At 61.5% G+C, this 18,249-nt stretch carries 19 protein-coding genes; 7 read left to right on the forward strand and 12 right to left on the reverse strand.

Features of this window, described 5'->3' with window-relative positions; genetic code table 11:
- Positions 1 to 143: 143 nt before the first annotated feature.
- Positions 144 to 1,364, forward strand: a complete 1,221-nt coding sequence (locus BN1136_RS15975; RefSeq protein WP_043763954.1) for an aromatic amino acid transporter — start codon at positions 144 to 146, stop codon at positions 1,362 to 1,364.
- A 61-nt stretch (positions 1,365 to 1,425) separates the two neighbouring features.
- Here the strand turns inward: BN1136_RS15975 and BN1136_RS15980 are convergent, their stop codons facing one another.
- A complete protein-coding gene (locus BN1136_RS15980) occupies positions 1,426 to 1,830 on the reverse strand; it encodes a g-type lysozyme inhibitor (protein WP_043763955.1) in 405 nt (134 codons plus the stop codon).
- A gap of 309 nt (positions 1,831 to 2,139) precedes the next feature.
- Between BN1136_RS15980 and BN1136_RS15985 the strand changes: the two genes are divergently transcribed.
- Positions 2,140 to 2,694, forward strand: coding sequence for a hypothetical protein (locus BN1136_RS15985; RefSeq protein WP_152552647.1), 555 nt, complete (start codon positions 2,140 to 2,142; stop codon positions 2,692 to 2,694).
- Between the two features lie 196 nt (positions 2,695 to 2,890).
- Here BN1136_RS15985 and BN1136_RS15990 read toward each other — a convergent pair whose 3' ends face one another.
- The 6 genes from BN1136_RS15990 to glyQ all read right to left on the reverse strand — a co-directional run bounded on the left by BN1136_RS15990 (position 2,891) and on the right by glyQ (position 10,885).
- On the reverse strand, positions 2,891 to 3,991 hold the full coding sequence (locus BN1136_RS15990) for a polyamine ABC transporter substrate-binding protein (RefSeq protein WP_043763956.1): 1,101 nt from the start codon (positions 3,989 to 3,991) through the stop codon (positions 2,891 to 2,893).
- 35 nt (positions 3,992 to 4,026) lie between these two features.
- Positions 4,027 to 5,055 (reverse strand): histone deacetylase family protein, encoded by a 1,029-nt coding sequence (locus tag BN1136_RS15995; RefSeq protein WP_043763957.1) that lies wholly within the window; start codon positions 5,053 to 5,055, stop codon positions 4,027 to 4,029.
- Between the two features lie 140 nt (positions 5,056 to 5,195).
- Positions 5,196 to 6,206 carry an AraC family transcriptional regulator gene (locus BN1136_RS16000; RefSeq protein ID WP_043763958.1) on the reverse strand — a complete coding sequence of 337 codons (1,011 nt, stop codon included), beginning with the start codon at positions 6,204 to 6,206 and terminating at the stop codon, positions 5,196 to 5,198.
- Positions 6,207 to 6,861: 655 nt separating this feature from the next.
- Complete coding sequence (locus BN1136_RS20300) at positions 6,862 to 7,809, reverse strand: DUF6236 family protein (RefSeq protein WP_134697167.1); 948 nt, start codon at positions 7,807 to 7,809, stop codon at positions 6,862 to 6,864.
- A gap of 73 nt (positions 7,810 to 7,882) precedes the next feature.
- Entirely contained in the window at positions 7,883 to 9,952 is a 2,070-nt protein-coding gene (gene glyS, locus BN1136_RS16005; RefSeq protein WP_043763959.1) for a glycine--tRNA ligase subunit beta, read from the reverse strand.
- Positions 9,953 to 9,961: 9 nt separating this feature from the next.
- Positions 9,962 to 10,885, reverse strand: coding sequence for a glycine--tRNA ligase subunit alpha (gene glyQ, locus BN1136_RS16010; RefSeq protein WP_041212022.1), 924 nt, complete (start codon positions 10,883 to 10,885; stop codon positions 9,962 to 9,964).
- Between the two features lie 199 nt (positions 10,886 to 11,084).
- Between glyQ and BN1136_RS16015 the strand changes: the two genes are divergently transcribed.
- The 4 genes from BN1136_RS16015 (at position 11,085) to BN1136_RS16030 (ending at position 13,233) form a co-directional block, all read left to right on the forward strand.
- Positions 11,085 to 11,657 (forward strand): DNA-3-methyladenine glycosylase I, encoded by a 573-nt coding sequence (locus BN1136_RS16015; protein ID WP_043763960.1) that lies wholly within the window; start codon positions 11,085 to 11,087, stop codon positions 11,655 to 11,657.
- A gap of 165 nt (positions 11,658 to 11,822) precedes the next feature.
- Positions 11,823 to 12,077 (forward strand): hypothetical protein, encoded by a 255-nt coding sequence (locus BN1136_RS16020; RefSeq protein WP_043763961.1) that lies wholly within the window; start codon positions 11,823 to 11,825, stop codon positions 12,075 to 12,077.
- Between the two features lie 97 nt (positions 12,078 to 12,174).
- On the forward strand, positions 12,175 to 12,417 hold the full coding sequence (locus BN1136_RS16025; protein WP_043763962.1) for a hypothetical protein: 243 nt from the start codon (positions 12,175 to 12,177) through the stop codon (positions 12,415 to 12,417).
- A gap of 159 nt (positions 12,418 to 12,576) precedes the next feature.
- A complete protein-coding gene (locus tag BN1136_RS16030) occupies positions 12,577 to 13,233 on the forward strand; it encodes an OmpA family lipoprotein (RefSeq protein WP_043763963.1) in 657 nt (218 codons plus the stop codon).
- A gap of 109 nt (positions 13,234 to 13,342) precedes the next feature.
- Here BN1136_RS16030 and BN1136_RS16035 read toward each other — a convergent pair whose 3' ends face one another.
- A complete protein-coding gene (locus BN1136_RS16035) occupies positions 13,343 to 13,690 on the reverse strand; it encodes a RidA family protein (protein ID WP_043763964.1) in 348 nt (115 codons plus the stop codon).
- 19 nt (positions 13,691 to 13,709) lie between these two features.
- The gene (gene tusA / locus BN1136_RS16040) at positions 13,710 to 13,955 is read right to left on the reverse strand and encodes a sulfurtransferase TusA (protein ID WP_043763965.1); all 246 of its coding nucleotides are present in this window, start codon (positions 13,953 to 13,955) and stop codon (positions 13,710 to 13,712) included.
- A gap of 171 nt (positions 13,956 to 14,126) precedes the next feature.
- Here tusA and BN1136_RS16045 point away from each other — a divergent pair, with 171 nt between their 5' ends.
- Positions 14,127 to 14,318 carry a hypothetical protein gene (locus BN1136_RS16045; protein WP_043763966.1) on the forward strand — a complete coding sequence of 64 codons (192 nt, stop codon included), beginning with the start codon at positions 14,127 to 14,129 and terminating at the stop codon, positions 14,316 to 14,318.
- Positions 14,319 to 14,362: 44 nt separating this feature from the next.
- Here the strand turns inward: BN1136_RS16045 and BN1136_RS16050 are convergent, their stop codons facing one another.
- The 3 genes from BN1136_RS16050 to BN1136_RS16060 all read right to left on the reverse strand — a co-directional run bounded on the left by BN1136_RS16050 (position 14,363) and on the right by BN1136_RS16060 (position 17,965).
- A complete protein-coding gene (locus BN1136_RS16050; RefSeq protein WP_043763967.1) occupies positions 14,363 to 15,619 on the reverse strand; it encodes an ABC transporter substrate-binding protein in 1,257 nt (418 codons plus the stop codon).
- A gap of 131 nt (positions 15,620 to 15,750) precedes the next feature.
- Positions 15,751 to 17,196: an ATP-binding protein gene (locus BN1136_RS16055; protein ID WP_043763968.1), complete on the reverse strand. Its 1,446-nt coding sequence runs from the start codon at positions 17,194 to 17,196 to the stop codon at positions 15,751 to 15,753.
- Between the two features lie 46 nt (positions 17,197 to 17,242).
- Positions 17,243 to 17,965, reverse strand: coding sequence for a response regulator (locus BN1136_RS16060; protein WP_005307430.1), 723 nt, complete (start codon positions 17,963 to 17,965; stop codon positions 17,243 to 17,245).
- Between the last annotated feature and the right edge of the window lie 284 nt (positions 17,966 to 18,249).

Below are 18,249 nucleotides of genomic sequence, written 5' to 3' on the forward strand. Positions count from 1 at the left end.
GGATCCGGCTCGTTTCGCCCCATTTTCCCTCCGGATTTGATACCCGGAGGCATGCAGGGTAAAGTCCCCCGCGCCAGCAATGGCGAACGCAGGAGAAGCACGGCGGTGTGCCGTGACCAGTCGACAATCCGTTTGGGGGAGTAATGGAACAGAAACCATCGTTGGTGGGCGGGGCATGCATCATTGCCGGCGTCTGTGTGGGGGCCGGCATGCTGGGGCTGCCGAGTGCGGGGGCGGGCGCCTGGACCCTCTGGTCCATGCTCGCGGTGGCACTGACCATGGTGGTGATGACGGTCTCCGGCTGGATGCTGCTGGAATCCTATCGGGGCTATCCCCTGCGCGTCTCCTTCGATACCGTGACCCGGGATCTGCTGGGGGATAAGGTCAACGCCCTCAACAACCTGAGCGTCTACTTCGTCGGCGGCATCCTGCTCTACGCCTACATCACCTCGGCCGGCCTCATCATCGACGGCATGACGGGGATGGGCAGCCAGTTATCCTCCATCCTCTTCACCCTGGTCTTCTCCCTGCTGGTGTGGCACTCCACCCGGGCGGTGGATCGTATCTCCGTGCTGCTGGTGATCCTGATGGGGCTGAGCTTTGCCTTCGGCATCTCGGGCCTGTCGATGAACGTACGCCTCGATCTGCTGCTCGACCGGGTGGGCAGTGAAGTCAGCTATGCCCCCTATGCCCTGGTGATGCTGCCGGTGGCGCTCACCTCCTTCGGCTACCACCACTCCGTCTCCTCCATGCGCGCCTACTACGGCGAGGAGAAGCGTGCCAGCCGTGCCATCCTGGGGGGCACCCTGATCGCGCTCGCGTTTTACCTCATCTGGCTGGTGAGCGTCTTTGGCAACCTGCCCCGCAGCGAGTTCGGCCCGGTGATCGCAGAAGGGGGCAACGTGGATGCCCTGCTCAAGGCGCTCGGCTCGGTGACTGAGTCCAGGGCGGTGGCCAGCGCCCTCAACGCCTTCTCCATGGCGGCCATCCTCTCCTCCTTCATCGGGGTGGGGCTGGGGGTGTTCGACTACCTGGCGGATCTGTTCAAGTTCGACAACAGCCGCGGCGGCCGCGCCAAGTCCTGGGCGGTGACCTTCCTGCCACCCCTGGTGCTGTCGCTCCTGTTCCCGTTTGGCTTCCTGGTGGCCATCGGCTATGCGGGCGCCGTGGCGACCCTGTGGACCTGCATCATCCCGCCCCTGCTGGCCTGGAAGGTGCGGGCGGCCCGGCGCGAGGAAGAGGGCGAGGGCTTCCGCGCCCCCGGCGGCGTCTTCATGATCGTCCTGGTGATCCTGTTCGGTGTGCTGACCGCCGCCTTCCACCTGCTCAACATGGCGGACCTGCTGCCCGCCTACAAGGGCTGACTCGTCTGGTGATAAAGCAAAACGGCGCCTTCGGGCGCCGTTTCTCATGGGGGCAAGACGGTTACTGGATGCTGACCGACAGGGTGTGGGGCACCTGCTCGCCGCGACGGGCGGAGGCGCGCATCTGGTAGACCTGGATCAGGTACTTGCCGGAGCTGGGCAGGGTGGCTTGCCACTGTTCGCCCACATAGCCGGAGCCCATGGCTTCGGCCTGACCCGGGATGGCGCCGGGGGCGTAGACATTGAAGTTGGCGTTGTCGCTGCCGGCGATGGTGACCTGCATGGTCTGCCCGGCCTTGGCGACCAGGGTGTAGTGGATGGTGTCGTAGCCCGAGAAGTTGCCCTTCACCTGGGCGCTGTGGGCCCCCTTGGCAAACTGCACGGGCACAGTGGTGATCTTGTCGGCGGCCTGTGCGCCGGCGGCCATGGCCATGGTCAGCAGAACCGCCGTGATGGCTCTTTTCATTCATTCCCCCTTGTTCGTTCAACGGATCCCCTCACCGGGGCCTGGTGACAAGATAGCCCCAGGGGGGCCAGGGAGCCAGAGGTCTGCTCCTGTGGCCAGGTTGTCCAGGGGAAGGGCCGGGAGGGGCTATAGTCAGACAGATGGCGCCCCGGGTTCAACGCAGTCCCCCGGGCTGCGATCCCCTGACGTCATCTGTTGATCACCCCGTCCCCCACCAGACAGCTGCTGCCCGGCAGCATGGCCGCCATGGTAGTCAGGCCCTGTGTGATCCCTCCAACCAACCGGGAGACAGACGTTATGTGCAAGCACATGTCCACCCTTGGAGCGCTCGCGGCCATTGCCCTGGCCGGCCTGGCGCAGGCCGAAGAGATGGCCGATGGCGCGGCGATGACAGACGAGGCGATGATCGCCAGCGCCATGGCGGCGGCCCCCGCCAGGGTCGGCGCCAATGCCGCCATCGTTGCCATGGGCGCCGATGGCAAGATGCGCACCCTGCGCGAGGGCAAGAACGGCTTTACCTGCATGCCCGACAACCCGGCCACGCCGGGGCCGGACCCCATGTGCATGGACGCGGCCGCGATGGCCTGGGCCCACGCCTGGATCAGCCACGAGCCCCCGCCCAAGGGCAAGATCGGCTTCATGTACATGCTCAAGGGCGGTACCGATGCCAGCAATACCGACCCCTACGCGACCCAGCCCACCGCCAGCAACAACTGGTTGCAGACCGGGCCCCACGTGATGATCGTCGGCGCCGAGGACGCCTTCTACGATCAGTACCCGAAAGGCCCTTCCCCTGACACCTCGGCCCCCTACATCATGTGGTCGGGTACCCCCTATCAGCACCTGATGGCGCCGGTGGAGTAGCGGCTGTCGTGCCATTGCGGGATCGGCAACGATCGATCACCAAAAGCGCCCTCCAAAGGCGCTTTTTTTGTGGCGGGGTGGTGGTAGAGCTACTGACACTGATGACCGATCACCCTGCACCTATGGCAGGCGTGGGCTGATCGGGTGGCAGGGAATGCCAAAAGGGGCCTGACGGCCCCTTTCTACATCGGTCGGATCAGACTCCCGACTTGATGGTGGTCCAGATGCGGGTGCGTGACCGTTCTGCCTTGGCGGGCAGCGGCTTGAGGGGGAAGAGGTGCGTCATCCCCTCGGCGGTGGGCACCAGATCCGGGTTGTCGCGGATCTCGCTCTTCACCAGGCCGATGCCCTCCTTGTTGGGGTTGGGGTAGCCGGTCTTGTCGCTGATGGGGGCGATCACCTTGGGTTGCAGCAGGAAGTTGATGAACTGGTAGGCCTCGTCGACGTTGGGGGCATCCTTGGGGATGGCCAGCATGTCGAACCAGATGGGGGCCCCTTCTTTGGGCTGGCGCATGGCCACCTTCACTCCGTTGCCGGCATCCTTGGCGATGTTGCCGAACTGGTAGAAGCTGCCGGAGTAGCCCACCGCCACGCAGATATCGCCGTTGGCGATGTCGTTCATGTACTTGGACGAGTGGAAGTAGCGGATATAGGGCCGCACCGACAGCAGCAGCTCCTTGGCCTTCTCGTAGTCCGCCGGGCTGGTGCTGTTGGGGGGCAGGCCCAGATAGTTGAGGGCGATGGGGATGATCTCGGCAGGGGAGTCGAGCAGGGTGATGCCGCACTTGGCGAGCTTGCTGGCGTACTCCTTCTTGAAGATGAGATCCCAGCTGTCGACCGGCGCCTGGTCACCGAGCGCCTCCTTCACCTTGTCGACGTTGTACCCCATGATCACGGTGCCATACATGTAGGGCACGGCGTGCTCGTTGCCGGGGTCGTTCTCCTGCAGCAGCTGCATCAGCTTGGGATCGAGGTGCTGCCAGTTGGGCAGTTTGCTGCGATCGAGCTTGAGGAACACCCCCGCCTGCACCTGCTTGGCCAGGAACATGTTGGACGGGACCACCACGTCGTAGCCGGAGCGGCCGGCCAGCAGCTTGGACTCGAGCGCCTCGTTGGTGTCGAAGACGTCGTAGGAGAGTTTTATCTGGGTCTGGGCCTTGAAATCGGTCAGCGCCTGGTCGGTGATATAGTCGGACCAGTTGTAGACATGCAGTTCTCCGGTTCTGGCCTGGACGGCGGGAGAGAGCAGGGAGCCAGCCAGCAGGCTGGTGGCAAACAGGCGGGTGAGTGTCTTCATGACAATAATCTCCATGTTGCAAAAACGGTCGCAAATCAGCGTTGTTCAAACCCTTCCAGCACATTCACGGCATTGATGCCGATGGCCTCCACCGCATAACCCCCCTCCATCACGAACAGGGTCGGCAGGTTCAGCGCCCGGATGCGCTCGCCCATCTTCAGGTAGTCCGGGCTGGTCAGCTTGAAGCGGGAGATGGGGTCCAGCTCGAAGGTGTCGACCCCGAGAGAGACGATCAGCACCTCGGGCTGGTAGTCGTCGATGGCCTGGCAGCCCTGCTCCAGTGCCGCACTCCACACCGGCCAGTCACTGCCGGCGGGCAGCGGCAGGTTGAGGTTGTACCCCTCACCCGCCCCGGCGCCTGTCTCGTCGGCATAGCCGAGGAAGAAGGGGAACTCGATGGCCGGGTCGCCGTGGAGGGAAACAAACAGCACGTCGCTGCGCTCGTAGAAGATCGACTGGGTGCCGTTGCCGTGGTGATAGTCCACGTCGAGGATGGCCACCCTGCGATAACCCTGATCGAGGAAGGCCTGGGCCGCGATGGCGGCGTTGTTGAGATAGCAGTAGCCGCCCATGAGATCGGCTGCCGCGTGGTGGCCGGGGGGGCGGCACAGGGCAAACGCACTGGTCGCACCGGACGCGATATGGTGCTGGGCGGTGAGCGCCACCTGCGCGGAGCTGTAGGCCGCCTGCCAGGTGCCGGCGGTGATGGGGACGCCGGCATCGAAGCTGTAGTAGCCAAACTGGCCGTGCACGCTGTCCGGTTTCTGCTGGCGCAGGGTGCGGGTCGGCCAGGTGTAGGGCAGCAGATCCCCCTCCTGACCGAGGGCCGCCCAAAGTGCCCAGGCCCCCTGCAGAAAGTCGAGCATCCCCTGATCGTGCACCCGGGCGATCGGTTCCAGCCCCCAGTCCCTGGCCGGCTCGATGGGGCCGAGCTGGCGTGCCTGCACGCGCTCGCGGATGAAATCGGCCCGCTCCGGTTTCTCGAAGCAGGGCATCAACTGACCGTCGATCAGCTCGCATCGTCCGTGGTGCAGATGGTGATCATCGCTGTAGATGGTGAGCATTCCGGCTCTCCTTTTGCTGGGTTTACGGAAGTGACGGCACCATTGTTGGGGAGTGTTGCAAAACTGTGAATGCTGGCAGCGGCCAAAAGGGGATAGATCAGGCCATTCTGGGCGGCCTGATTGTCCCTTTTATGCACACCTCAGTGGCGAAACTGGCTGGGGGGCACCCCGCTCCAGCGCTGGAAGGCGTGGCGAAAGCTGGCGCTCTCGCTGAACCCCAGCTCCTCGGCAATCTGGTAGATGGCGTGGCGCTTCTCTGCCAGCAGCTGCTTGGCGCGCTCGAAGCGCAGCTCGTCGAGCAACTCCTGATAGTTGGTGCCCATCTCATAGAGGTGGCGGCGCAGGGTGCGGGCGGAGCAGTGCATCTGGTCGGCCAGCGCCTCCAGCCGCGGCGGTGCCGACAGCTGGGTGCCGAGCAGCTCGCGTACCCGCTCCAGCCAGCGCTGGCGGGTGTTGAATTCGGCGTTGAGCTTGCGACAGCGCACCAGCATCTCGTTGTGGGTGACCGGGTTGGCCAGGGGCAGCCGCGTCGCCAGGGCACGGGTATCGATGGCAAAAGCATCCTGTTCGCCGTCGTAACGGATGTGCGGGCCGAAACTGGTGCGGTAACTGCCGGAGTAGGCGGTCTCGGACTGACTGAACTCGGCGCGGCGCACCGGCAGCGGATGGCCCACCAGATCGCTGCAGGTCTGGCGCAGGGAGGCCAGGCACATCTCGATATTGAAGCGGCGCAGGTCTTCCCGCTGGCGATAGTCGCTGGCACAGATCCAGGCCAGCTCTCCCTCGATGCGCAGCTGCAGGTGGAAGTAGGTGCCGAGCAGGGAGGGGTAGGCGAACATCAGTTGCAGGGCCTCCCCCAGGGTCGCGCTGGAGATGGCGGCATAGCCGAGCAGGCCATAGGCCGAGATGTGCATGCGCTGCCCCAGCCTCAGCCCGAGATCCGGGCAGCGAGACAGGCCGTTGGCGCACACGGTCAGCTCCTGGTGGCGGGTGATGCGGGCGTCGTTGTTGTGCACGTCCGCCGCCTCGATACCGCTGTGGGCCAGCAGGGCGGCGGTGACCCGCTCCTGCTGCTGGGGGGAGGCCTCCTGGCACAGGTACTCGAGCGCCAGCGAGACGACGTGCAGGGTCGTCAGCTGTGATTCCAGCATGGCAAATTCCTTCATCCTTGAATGGAAATGACAAGGAACCACTGTATCCGGAAAAACCGCCCAAGCGCCAAGGATCCCTGCATCCAACGTCGCCTTGTCAACACAGGCTGAAATAAATGGCGTCTATTGGCGCCAGTCGAAATACACCCCAAGCCACCTCCCCTGTAGGTTCGATTGGCACAGCGTAATCGGACGAACGAGATACCGTTGCTTAGGCTGTTTCGGCGAGTCAGGGACGGCCAGCCTGAGGGGAGAAATTCGGTTGGCCGTGATGGCGGGGGATTCCATTTACGCGAACGTCCGATTACGCCTGACGGCTAATCGAACCTACGATATTGAGGGGTAGTTCACATTCGGCTATTTATATTGTTGTCATTATCTGTGGGGTGGCACTACCGAAATGATCTCGTTGGTCTTGCCCATTGAAAGCTAATAGTTAATTGTATGACTATAAGGACAGATATGACTGATAGAAGACCTCTCAATCCTAATGTTACTGTTCCTAAGCCTGGTGGTGGCACTCAACCTAGGTCAAGAAACAAAGATGGCCAAGTTCGTGATAAACGTTCTGATGCAGGAAAACCAAAAAAATAGACTTTAATAGAAAATAAAAAGGCGCTATAAAAAATAGTGCCTTTTTTTATGCGATCTCACATTAATTTAGAATTTTACTTTTAAATCCCTCGGTTAGATATGAAATATGCTTTTGTTCGTCAGGGATAACTAATAATCGTGGTGAAATTTTTTTCTCAAACTTAAGAAGAGATGATAAATATGCAATAATAAACTGAGTAAGTGCACTTTGAATATCTGTTGAAACAATAGCTCCAGCGGTGCCATTCTTTAGACTCTCAAGTATGTTTTCACCAGAAATATCTATGTTTACACTCATGTTTGTACTGAATAAATTTCTGCCGAATTTCTCAGCTGTTTTTGTTCTGATTTCTTTGACGCAAGTTTCTAGATCATCATGTGCTAGTTTTACACTGTAATCAGAGATTTCACCAGCTTTGGAGACTTCATGAGTTAAAACATCCATTAATAATTTAAACTCTGAAAATAGATGCGAGTTTTCATATTTGAAATTGACTATTTTCTTAAGGCTGATATTGCTGGATGGTACAGGTAATACATTGTGTAATTGTATATGCAAGCAATCAACGTCTCTTGATATTTGATGGTTGGATATAAATTGTCTATAAGACTGCTGAGGTGTCCATAAAACATCACTCCGATTTTTCTTTAGATTTATAGCAGCATTGTTTTGGTTTTTTATAAAATGCTCTACCCAATATTTGTCATGTTCTACTTTGAGGCTATATGCATTTTCATTAACATATAGGCTTGATGTTTTACTTTGCGTAATATCAGCAATGACTGAAATATTCTCATGCAGTTTTAATAATATACCAGCCTCCTCTAGAACTATTTCATCCTGACTTCTTTTCCATTGCGGTAGTTGGGCTGAGACTGGCTGCACAATGTGATCCCAGTAAAGACAGAAAAATCTTAATTGATGAGGTCTTATTTGAACACTAGGTATATAGGCTCCACTATCATTTATTTCAAAGTGTGGGCAAAATATCACGCCTCTCTTTTTCATACCTAATCCTTGTGTTTTTATATAAAAACGGCGCCTCGCGGCGCCGTTTTTAATATCACTTACTCAACCAAAATCACTGCAGCAGGGAGATATCCGCGACTTGCAGGAACAGGTTGCGCAGGTTGTTTAGCAGCGCCAGACGGTTGGCCTTGAGGGCTTCGTCGTCGGCCATCACCATGACTTCGTTGAAGAAGGTGTCGACCGGCTCGCGCAGGGCGGCCAGACGGGTGAGGGCGGCCTGGTAGTCACCGGCGGCGAACAGCGGGGCCAGTTCGGCCTGCAGTGCGGCAACCTGGGTGGCCAGCGCCTTCTCGGCGGCGTCCTGCAACAGTTCCGGCTTGACGGCAGTCGGCAGCTCGCCTTCGACCTTGGCCAGGATGTTGCTCACGCGCTTGTTGGCGGCAGCCAGGGCCAGGGCGGCATCCAGCGTGCGGAAGTGGCTGACGGCCTTGACGCGGCGATCGAAGTCGAGCGGACGGGTCGGGCGGCGGGCCAGCACGGCCAGCACCACATCGGCACCGATGCCTTCGTCCTGATAGGCAGCGCGGAAGCGGCCCAGCATAAAGTCGACCACGTCGGTAACGACGGTCTTGTTGGTGAGCTTGTCGCCGTAGACGCGTACCGCTTCTTCAACCAGTTCAACCAGATCCAGATCCAGCTGCTTCTCGGTCATGATGCGCAGGGCACCGATGGCGGCGCGACGCAGGGCGAACGGGTCTTTGTCACCCTTCGGCAGCATGCCGATGCCGAAGATACCGGCCAGGGTGTCGAACTTGTCGGCCAGCGCGACGGCGCAGGCAACCAGACCAGACGGCAGGGCATCACCGGCAAAGCGCGGCATGTACTGCTCGTTGAGGGCCACGGCGACCGCTTCGTCTTCGCCATCGTGACGGGCGTAGTGCATCCCCATGACACCCTGGGTGTCGGTGAACTCGCCGACCATGTTGGTCATCAGATCACATTTGGAGAGCAGACCGGCACGCTTGGCCTGAGTGACATCTGCACCGATGCGCTCGGCGATAAAGCCGGCGACGGTCTCGATGCGCTCGACCTTGGCCTTGACGGTGCCCAGCTGTTGCTGGAACAGCACGGTTTCAAGGCGCGGCAGGCGGGAGGCCAGGGTCTGCTTGAGGTCGGTCTTGAAGAAGAACTCGGCGTCAGAGAGACGGGGGCGAACCACCTTCTCGTTGCCGCTGATGATCTGGCTCGGGTCTTTGGACTCGATGTTGGTGACGAAGATGAACTTCGGCAGCAGCTTGCCGTGCTTGTCGTAGACCGGGAAGTACTTCTGGTCACCCTTCATGGTGTGCACCAGGGCCTCGGCCGGCACGGCCAGGAACTTCTCTTCGAAGTTGGCGGTCAGCACCACAGGCCACTCGACCAGGGCGGTCACTTCTTCCAGCAGGGCGTCGTCCAGATCGGCCACGCCACCGAAGGCGGCAGCGGCCGCTTCGACGTCAGCCTTGATCTTGGCCTTGCGGGCCATAAAGTCGGCAATCACCATGCCGCGCTCCTGCAGGATCTGCGGGTACTGGCCGGCGTTGTCGATGGTGATCTCGCTCTCGCCCATAAAGCGGTGACCGCGGATGGTGCGGGCAGAGTCGATACCCAGAATGTGGGCGGGCACCAGATCCCCATCCAGCAGCAGGGTCACGGTGAAGACCGGACGCACGAACTGGATGGTCTTGTCGCCCCAGCGCATCATCTTGGGGATGGGCAGCTTGGCCAGGGCCTGGCTAACCAGCTCACCCAGCAGTTCTTTGGCGGGACGGCCTTCGACGCGGGCATTGTGGACCAGCCACTCACCCTTGTCGGTGACCAGACGCTCGGCCTGTTCGACGGTGATGCCGTTGCCACGGGCCCAGCCTTCGGCGGCCTTGGTCGGCTTGCCGTCCGCATCGAACGCCTGGGCCACGGCAGGGCCGCGCTTCTCGACGCTCTTGCTCGGCTGTTCGCCAGCCAGCTCGCTCACTTTCAGCGCCAGACGGCGCGGTGAGGCAAACCACTCGACACCGGCGAAGGCCAGATCGGCCTTGGTCAGTTCGCTCTTGAGGTTGTCGGCAAAGGCTTCGGCCAGGGAGCGCAGGGCTTTGGGCGGCAGCTCAGCAGTGCCGATCTCTACCAGAAATGTATGTTGTGCCATGTCCGTTCCTTAACCTTGCTTGTTCTCTGTGCGCTGACACATGGGGAAACCCAGCGCTTCGCGGGAGGCGTAGTAAGCCTCGGCCACGGCCTTGGTCAGGGTGCGAATGCGCAGGATGTAGCGCTGACGCTCGGTGACCGAGATGGCCTTGCGGGCATCCAGCAGGTTGAAGGAGTGAGCGGCCTTGAGGATGCGCTCGTAGGCAGGCAGCGGCAGCGGTTTTTCCAGTGCCAGCAGGTTCTGGGCTTCCTTCTCGTACTGCTCGAAGCAGTGGAACAGGAACTCCACGTCGGCGTGCTCGAAGTTGTAGGTGGACTGCTCCACCTCGTTCTGGTGGAAGACGTCGCCATAGGTGGTCTTACCCAGGGGGCCGTCAGACCAGACCAGGTCATAGACGCTGTCCACGCCCTGGATGTACATGGCCAGACGCTCGAGGCCGTAGGTGATCTCGCCGGTCACCGGCTTGCACTCGAGGCCGCCAACCTGCTGGAAGTAGGTGAACTGGGTCACTTCCATGCCGTTCAGCCACACTTCCCAACCCAGACCCCATGCCCCTAAGGTCGGGTTTTCCCAGTTGTCTTCCACGAAGCGGATGTCGTGGATCTCGGGATCCATGCCCAGCTCCTTCAGGGAGCCCAGATAGAGTTCCTGAATGTTGTCGGGGGAAGGCTTGATGATGACCTGGAACTGGTAGTAGTGCTGCAGGCGGTTCGGGTTCTCACCGTAGCGGCCGTCGGTCGGACGGCGGGACGGTTGTACGTAGGCGCAGGCGATGGGCTCCGGGCCCAGGGCGCGCAGGCAGGTCATGGGGTGGGAGGTACCGGCACCCACTTCCATATCCAGCGGCTGAATGATGGTACAGCCCTGGCGGGACCAATAGTCCTGCAACTGCAGGATCAGGCCCTGAAAGGTTTTGACATCGAATTTTTGCATAGTGTTTTTCGCGCGAAATGAAATCAGAGCAAGATTTGCTGAATGTGAACCGAGGGAGTATACCGTCTGGCATGGTCGGATAATAGGCGAAATTACAGGGGATTAGTGGGGCTATACTGCGCCGCGACCCGAGCTTGCCCTATGATGTGGCCGACGGAAGCGGCCGGCCGATGGCCGATGAAATGACAGGAGAGAGGGAATGGAGTTGCGTTGCGCCTGGGTGACCAGGGACCCGGAATACATCGAATACCATGACAAGCAGTGGGGCAGGCCGGTCCGCGACCCGCGGGAGCTGTTTGCCAAGCTCTGCCTCGACGGCCAGCAGGCGGGGCTGTCGTGGATCACCATCCTCAAGCGCACCGAGAGCTACCACCGCGCCTATGCCGACTTCGATCCGGTGCGCATCGTGCAGTTCGATGACCAGGACGTGGAGCGGCTGATGCAGGACACCGGCATCATCCGCAACCGGCTCAAGGTGCAGTCGGTCATCAAAAATGCCCGCGCCTACCTGGCGCTGGAGGCCGAAGGCATCGACTTCGCCGATTACCTGTGGGGCTTCGTGGGGGGCGCCCCCATGGTCAACCAGCGTCAGGGCAACGGCGATATTCCGGCCACCTCCCCCGAGTCGGATGCCATGTCCAGGGCGCTGAAGAAGCGCGGGTTTACCTTCGTGGGCAGCACCATCTGCTACGCCTTTATGCAGGCGGTGGGCATGGTGAACGATCATCTCGTCACCTGCCCCTGCCACGCTGAGTGCCAGCAGCAGGGGTAGAGCGGGCGCACGTCAACGAAGAAGGGAGGCCTGGGCCTCCCTTCTTCGTTGTGGGCTCTTGCCCGGCGGGCAATTCGTCGTTGCCGGGGGCCTTTTCGCCCCTCGGTACAGCCGGGATACAGTCACACGGATTCACCATCGGGATCACCATCACGAGGATATCCCATGTCACTGAGCGCAATTCGCACCCTCTCCCTCGGCAGCCTGATCCTGACCGGTTGCACCCTGCTGATGACCTTGCCCGCCCAGGCCACCGATCGCCAGGATGCCCGCGACGTGCGCCAGGAGGTGCGTCCCGAGATCCGCGATGCCAAACAGGCGTGTCGCGAGAACGATCAGAAAGAGAACTATGAATGTCGCCAGGACAAGCGCGAGGTGAAGCAGGACGTGCGCGAGAAGGCGCGTGACATCAAATACTGAGCCCGCCGGGGGCCGGCCCTGCGCCGCTGGCGCATTGCCCCGATTCTATAATTGAGAGACGCCAGACCGATCCCTGTGGTCTGGCGAAGGAGCCATCATGAAGAAGTCCGTATTCGCGCTGCTTGCCGTCACCGCCTTGCTGGCCGCCCTGCCCGCACAGGCTACCAAGCAGGCCCAGGAGCGCCGTGAAGCCCGCGATGTGCGCCAGGAGACCCGCCAGGAGTCCCGTGACGCCAAGCAGGAGTGCCGGAAGGGGCTGGTTGGCAATGCCGACTGCCGTCAGGAACACCGCGACAACAAGCAGGAGGGGCGCGACGAGGCCCGCGACATCAAGTACTGACGCCCCTCGCCTGAATGAGGCCGATCCCGTCATACGGCGCCACGAGGAGACTCGGTTTCCTTGTGGCGCTTCCTCGATCCCCAGCGTCACACTTTGGCGCCTCTCTGGGTTAGAATGCGCGGCCATCGGCTAGAGTCGTTCTTTTTCAGAGGTTTTTTCATGCATTTCAAGAAACTGGTTCCTGCACTTGCCCTGACCATCGCCATCACTGGCTGTACCACCAACCCCTATACCGGTGAATCCCAGACCTCCAAGGGCGCCTGGGGCGCGCTGGCGGGTGCCGCGACCGGTGCCGCCGTGGGCGCGCTCTCTTCCAGCAAGGGTGACCGCAAGAAGGGCATCCTGACCGGCGTGGCCGCCGGTGCGGCCCTGGGTGGCGGTATCGGTTACTACATGGACGTGCAGGAAGCCAAGCTGCGCGAGAAGCTGCAGGGGACCGGCGTCAGCGTGACCCGCAACGGCGATCAGCTGATCCTGAACATGCCGAACAACGTCACCTTCGACAGCTCCAGCGCCCAGCTGAAGGCCGCCGGTGCCAACACCCTGTCCGGCGTGGCCATGGTGGTCGCCGAGTTCGACAAGACCCGCCTGAACGTGGTCGGCCACACCGACAGCACCGGCTCCCGCGAGCTGAACATGAAGCTGTCCGCTCAGCGTGCCGACGCCGTCGCCGCCCAGCTGATCGGCCAGGGTGTGACCGGCAGCCGCATCGCCACCAGCGGCGTGGGCCCGGATCAGCCGGTCGCCACCAACAGCACCGCCGAAGGCAAGGCCCAGAACCGTCGGGTGACCATTACCCTGACTCCGACCGCCTAAGCCTCAGCGCTGCAGTCATGAAAAAGGCCCCGCCAGTGTACTAGCGGGGCCTTTTGTCATCTGTCTGGTCAGCGAATGCCTGCCGTAGCGTGGCAGACTTCCCGCCGGTTTAGACGGCGGCGGTCAGCTGCACTTCGACCTTGTAGCCCTCGTGGGCCAGACGGGCCTGCACGCAGGCACGGACGGGGGCGGTGCCCGTCGGGATCCAGGCATCCCACTGCTCGTTGAAGGCGGCGATGTCAGCAATGTCTTTGAGATAGATGTTGGCCATCAGGATCTTGTCGACGCCGGAGCCGTTGGCCTCCAGCAGGCGCTGCAGACTCTCCAGTACCTCGCGGGTCTGCTGGTGGATGTCGGCGGTCTCGGTGGCGGGCACTTCCACCACATAGAGGGTGCCGTTGTGGATGACCACGTCTGACCAGCGCTGGGTGGTGCCGATACGGGTAATGGTTGTCATGTTTGCTCCGAAACGGGGGTTATTGACCCTTGCGGATCAGATAGCGGTAGGGCGCCTGCTCGGTCTCGCTGGCGACCAGGGTGTGGTCCATGAAGCGGCAGAAACTGGGAATGTCGCGGGTGGTGGAGGGATCGTCGGCACAGACCAGCAGGGTCTCGCCCTCGGCCATCAGCCGCACTTTTTTACGCACCATCATCACGGGTTCCGGGCAACGAAGCCCGATTGCGTCCAACTCATGAGTTGCGTCGCAGAATAAAGCACTCATCAATAATCAACCTTCAACCAATTCAGCCAGCAATGATACTCAAGGCGAAAAAATAATCAAACCAGAGGGCGGTTGTGCAGCATATGCCACCAAAGTGTGAACAGGATCTACCCAGGCCTCGCCCGATGAGTAATATAAAAAATGAACCATATTCAACAAGGAGGTGTGAATATGCAGGTCTCCTACGGCAGATTGCAAGCCTACGCGGGCATGGGGTTCTTGTCGTTCGCCATGATAGTCATGGGCAGCCCGATCGGAAATACCGGCACCTGGTTCGGCTCCATGGTGATGATAGGGCTGGGGCTCTGGATCGAGCTCAGCGACTACTACGACGAGGATGAGGACGAGAACGATCCTTCCTGAGAGTCAGGCTCTCGACACACAAAGGCGGACAGGATCCGCCTTTGTCATTTCTGCTCCGCGCCGGAGCGGGTCGAACGCATGGCGCGCTCCAGCTGCTGCGCCGTCTGCTGCGGGTTGGCCCTGGTGTCGTTGAAGAAGCTGCTCAGCACGTCCATGATCCCTTGGCGCATGTTGGTCGGCACCGCCATCCCCTCGGCCATGCTGGGCAGCAGGTTGTCCTGCTGCTCGGCGTGGAGGAAGTCCTGATAGGAGCGGATGGCGCAGCGATCGAACTTGCTCATGTCCGGCTTGATGAGCGCCGGTATAGAGCCCTTCACCCGGTTGAACTCCTCCTGGAATTTCGGCGTCATCAGCAGCCTGGCCAGCTCGCCCTGGGCCTGCAGCTGGGCGGGGTCCCGCTGCTTGAACATGGCGATGGAGTCGAGGTTGTAGCTGAACAGCCCCTGGCTGCCCGGGCTCGGCAGGCATTCGATGTCCTCCCCGGGGCGGTAGTTGCCGGCACTCAGCTCCCCCTTCACCCAGTCCCCCATCACCTGCATGGCGGCGCCGCCGTTCTCCAGCAGGGTGGTGGCCTGGTGCCACTTCAGGCCGGCGTATTTCTCCGGCACATAGGCGCGCAGCTGCTGGAAGCGGGTCAGCACCCGCACCATGTCAGGGCCGGTCAGGGTGGCGCTGTCCTGCTCGAGGAAGGCCTTGCGATAGAAGGCTTTGCCCCCTTCCCCCAGCGCCACCGTCTCGAACAGTACCGCGAGCTGCCAGGGTTCGTTGCCGATGGCGACAGGCGTGATCCCCTCTGCCTTGAGCTTATCCGCCACCGTCACGAACTGGGCCCAGTCGGTGGGAGGCTTGAGCCCCTGCCGCTCGAACACCTTGCGGTTGAGCCACAGCCAGTTGACCCTGTGGATGCCGGTGGGCACCGCCATCAGGGCGCCGTTCTGGCTCAGGGTCTCCCGCACCATGGGCGGCAGTTGCGGGTACCAGCCGAGGTGTTCGGCCATGGGGGTGAGGTCGCGCAGGAAGCCCAGGCTGCCCCACTCGTGCAGCTCGTAGCCCTTTAGGTGGGCGGCCTCCGGCGGATTGGCCGCCAGGGCCCGGCTCTTAAGCACCGTCATGGCGCTCTTGCCGCCGCCCCCCTGCACGGCGAAGTCGTTCCACTGGTTGCCCTGCTCGGCCCACTCCGACTTGAGCACCTCCACCGCCCTGGCCTCGCCGCCGGAGGTCCACCAGTGCAAAACCTCCACCTGGGAGGCGCCGGCGGGCAGGGAGAGCAGGGCGACAATGGCAAACGGGAACAACTTCATACTGTGACTGCCTTGATTGAAGGAGAGTGGTCGGAGCCGAGCGCACGCCACCCGTGCAGTTCCCGATGCGCCGGGAGGCGGCAACGGGTGAAGCGAGCAGGGCGACGACAGAGAGACAACCACTTCATGCATTACTGCCTTGGTAGGGAGAGGGTGGCCTGCAGGCCGCCCTGGGGGCGATTTTCGAGCACCAGGTCGCCGCCGTGGGCGTGGGCGATGTTGCGGGCGATGCCAAGGCCCAGCCCGGTGCCGGCGGCATCCGTGCTGAGGCGATAGTAGGGCTCGAAGATGCGCTCGAACTGGTCTTCCGGCAGGCCCGGGCCCTCGTCCATGATGAAGAGGATCAGCATCTCCTCGTCATCCATGATGATGATGCGCACGCGCTGGCCGTACTTGATGCCGTTGTCCACCAGATTGCCGATGCAGCGCTTGAGGGCCAGCAGCTTGCCGCGGTAGGGCCACTTGCAGTGCCCCTCTATGGTGAGCAGGTCCTCGTGCAGGTTCATGGACTCCGCCATCTGCTCCAGCAGGGCGTTGATGTCGATCTGCTCGAGGTTCTCGTGAATGTCGGTCTCCTTCACCGTCTGCAGCGCCCCTTTGACCATCAGCTCCAGCTCGTCGAGATCCTTGTTGAACTTGGCGATCTGCTGTTCATCGTCGAGCAGTTCGACCCGCAGCCGCAGCCGGGTGATGGGGGTCTTGAGGTCGTGGGAGATGGAGCTGAACAGCCGCTCTCTATCGTCGATGAAGCGGCGGATGCGTTGCTGCATGATGTTGAAGGCGCGGGTGGCTGCGACGATCTCGGAGGCCCCCTCTTCCTTGAGGGAGGGCTGGTCGATGTCCTTGCCGAGGTTGACCGCCGCCTTGGCGAGCCGGCGCAGGGGGCGGGTCTGCCAGCGCACCAGCATGAAGGTGAAGAAGCAGAGGAACACCGTCATCAGGGCGATGAAGCGCACCTGGTTGCTCGGCATCACGGTGTCATCCAGGGTCATGTAGGGGGCGGGCAGCAGGGCCGCCAGGTAGAGCCACTCCCCCGGTTCTATCTCTATCTGGGTCACCAGCACCGGCGGGTTGAGGGGTTCCAGCGACAGGGTGTAGCGGGCCCAGGAGGAGGGCAGATCCGCCAGCAGGGTGTCGTTGTTGAAGACGTGCAGCTCCTCGGGGCGGGAGAAGTCCACCTTGATCGCCATGGCGTCGGAGAGCTTGCGGGTCAGCACTTCCTGCACCTCCTTCAGCACCAGCGTCTTGCGCTCGCTGTCGGGGATGGCGCTGATGTGGATCTCCTCCTCGTTCAGGGAGACGAAGAAGCGGCTGCCGCCCATGTTGCGCAGCTGATCCAGTGCGATGTGACGGTACTGCAGCGGCAGTGACTTGAAGAAGTTGACGGTGGAGGCGGCCGACAGCGCCAGGTTGCGGGTGGTGCTGAGCATGCCCTCCAGCTCCCGCTTCTGGATCTGCTGCATCCAGATGCCGGTGAGTATGGTCTGGGAGAGCAGGATGGCGAGCAGCAACAGCAGCAACATCCGCGACAGCAGGGAGCGCGGCACCAGGGCTCGCCAGAACCACCCGCTCTTCATGGGATCTCTCGCCTTGTGTCGATCAGCATGCCGTCGTTGCAGGCCCTCATGGGATCTCGTGCACCTCGGCGATCAGCATGTAGCCGCTGCCGCGGATGGTCTTGATGATGCGCGGGCTCTTGCCGTTGTCACCCAGCTTCTGGCGCAGACGGCTGATCTGCACGTCGATGCCGCGCTCCATCGGCAAACTCTCGCGGCCACGGGTCGCGTCAGAGATGGTGTCGCGATCCAGCACCACCCCGGGCTGCTGCAGGAACATGCCGAGCAGCATGGCGTCGCTGCCGGAGAGATCCAGCAGGCTGCCGTCCTCGTGGGTCAGCTGGTGGCTCAGGGTGTCCAGGGTCCACTCGGCGAAGCGCAGGCGACGGCTCGGCTCCTTCTCTTTCTCCGGCTGGCGGAATTCGGCGCGGCGCAGCAGCGCCTTGATGCGGGCCTGCAGCTCGCGCGGGCTGAACGGTTTGGCGATGTAGTCATCGGCACCGAGTTCGAGACCGATCACCCGATCCGCCTCGTCGGAAGCCGCCGTCAGCATGATGATGGGGACCTGGGAGTCGCGACGGATCTGCTGGCAGAGGGTAAAGCCGTCGTCACCGGGCATCATGATGTCCAGAATGATGAGGTCCGGGCTGTGCTGGGCGAGTTGCTGGCGCATCTCGTTGCCCTCTGCCGCCGTCAACACCTGGAAACCCGCCCGGGTCAGGTATTCGTTGAGCAGCTCGCGGATCTCCTGATCGTCGTCGACGATAAGCAGTTGTTTGCTCGTTGACATATGTATGTGCATCCACCCATTTTTTTGTGCAGATTGAACCTGTCGGGGGAGCAAAAAGCAAGCAAGGCCCCCCTCTAATGTGAAGTTATGGGCAATATAGCCTCAGGATTGACCCAGATCGCGGGAAAGGAATAAAAAAGGCCGACCCAAACGGGCCGGCCAATACGCAGATTCCGACGACAGGAGCACACCCCGTGTGGTGGGCTCCACAGACTCGAGAGCGGGAGCGGCGGGCCGATCCCGACACCGGCAAGAGGGCCCGCCACGCCGCAAAGAGGGGCGGG

Origin of the sequence: Aeromonas taiwanensis (assembly GCF_000820165.1) — a bacterium.
In the GTDB taxonomy this organism is placed as follows: Bacteria; Pseudomonadota; Gammaproteobacteria; order Enterobacterales; family Aeromonadaceae; genus Aeromonas; species Aeromonas taiwanensis.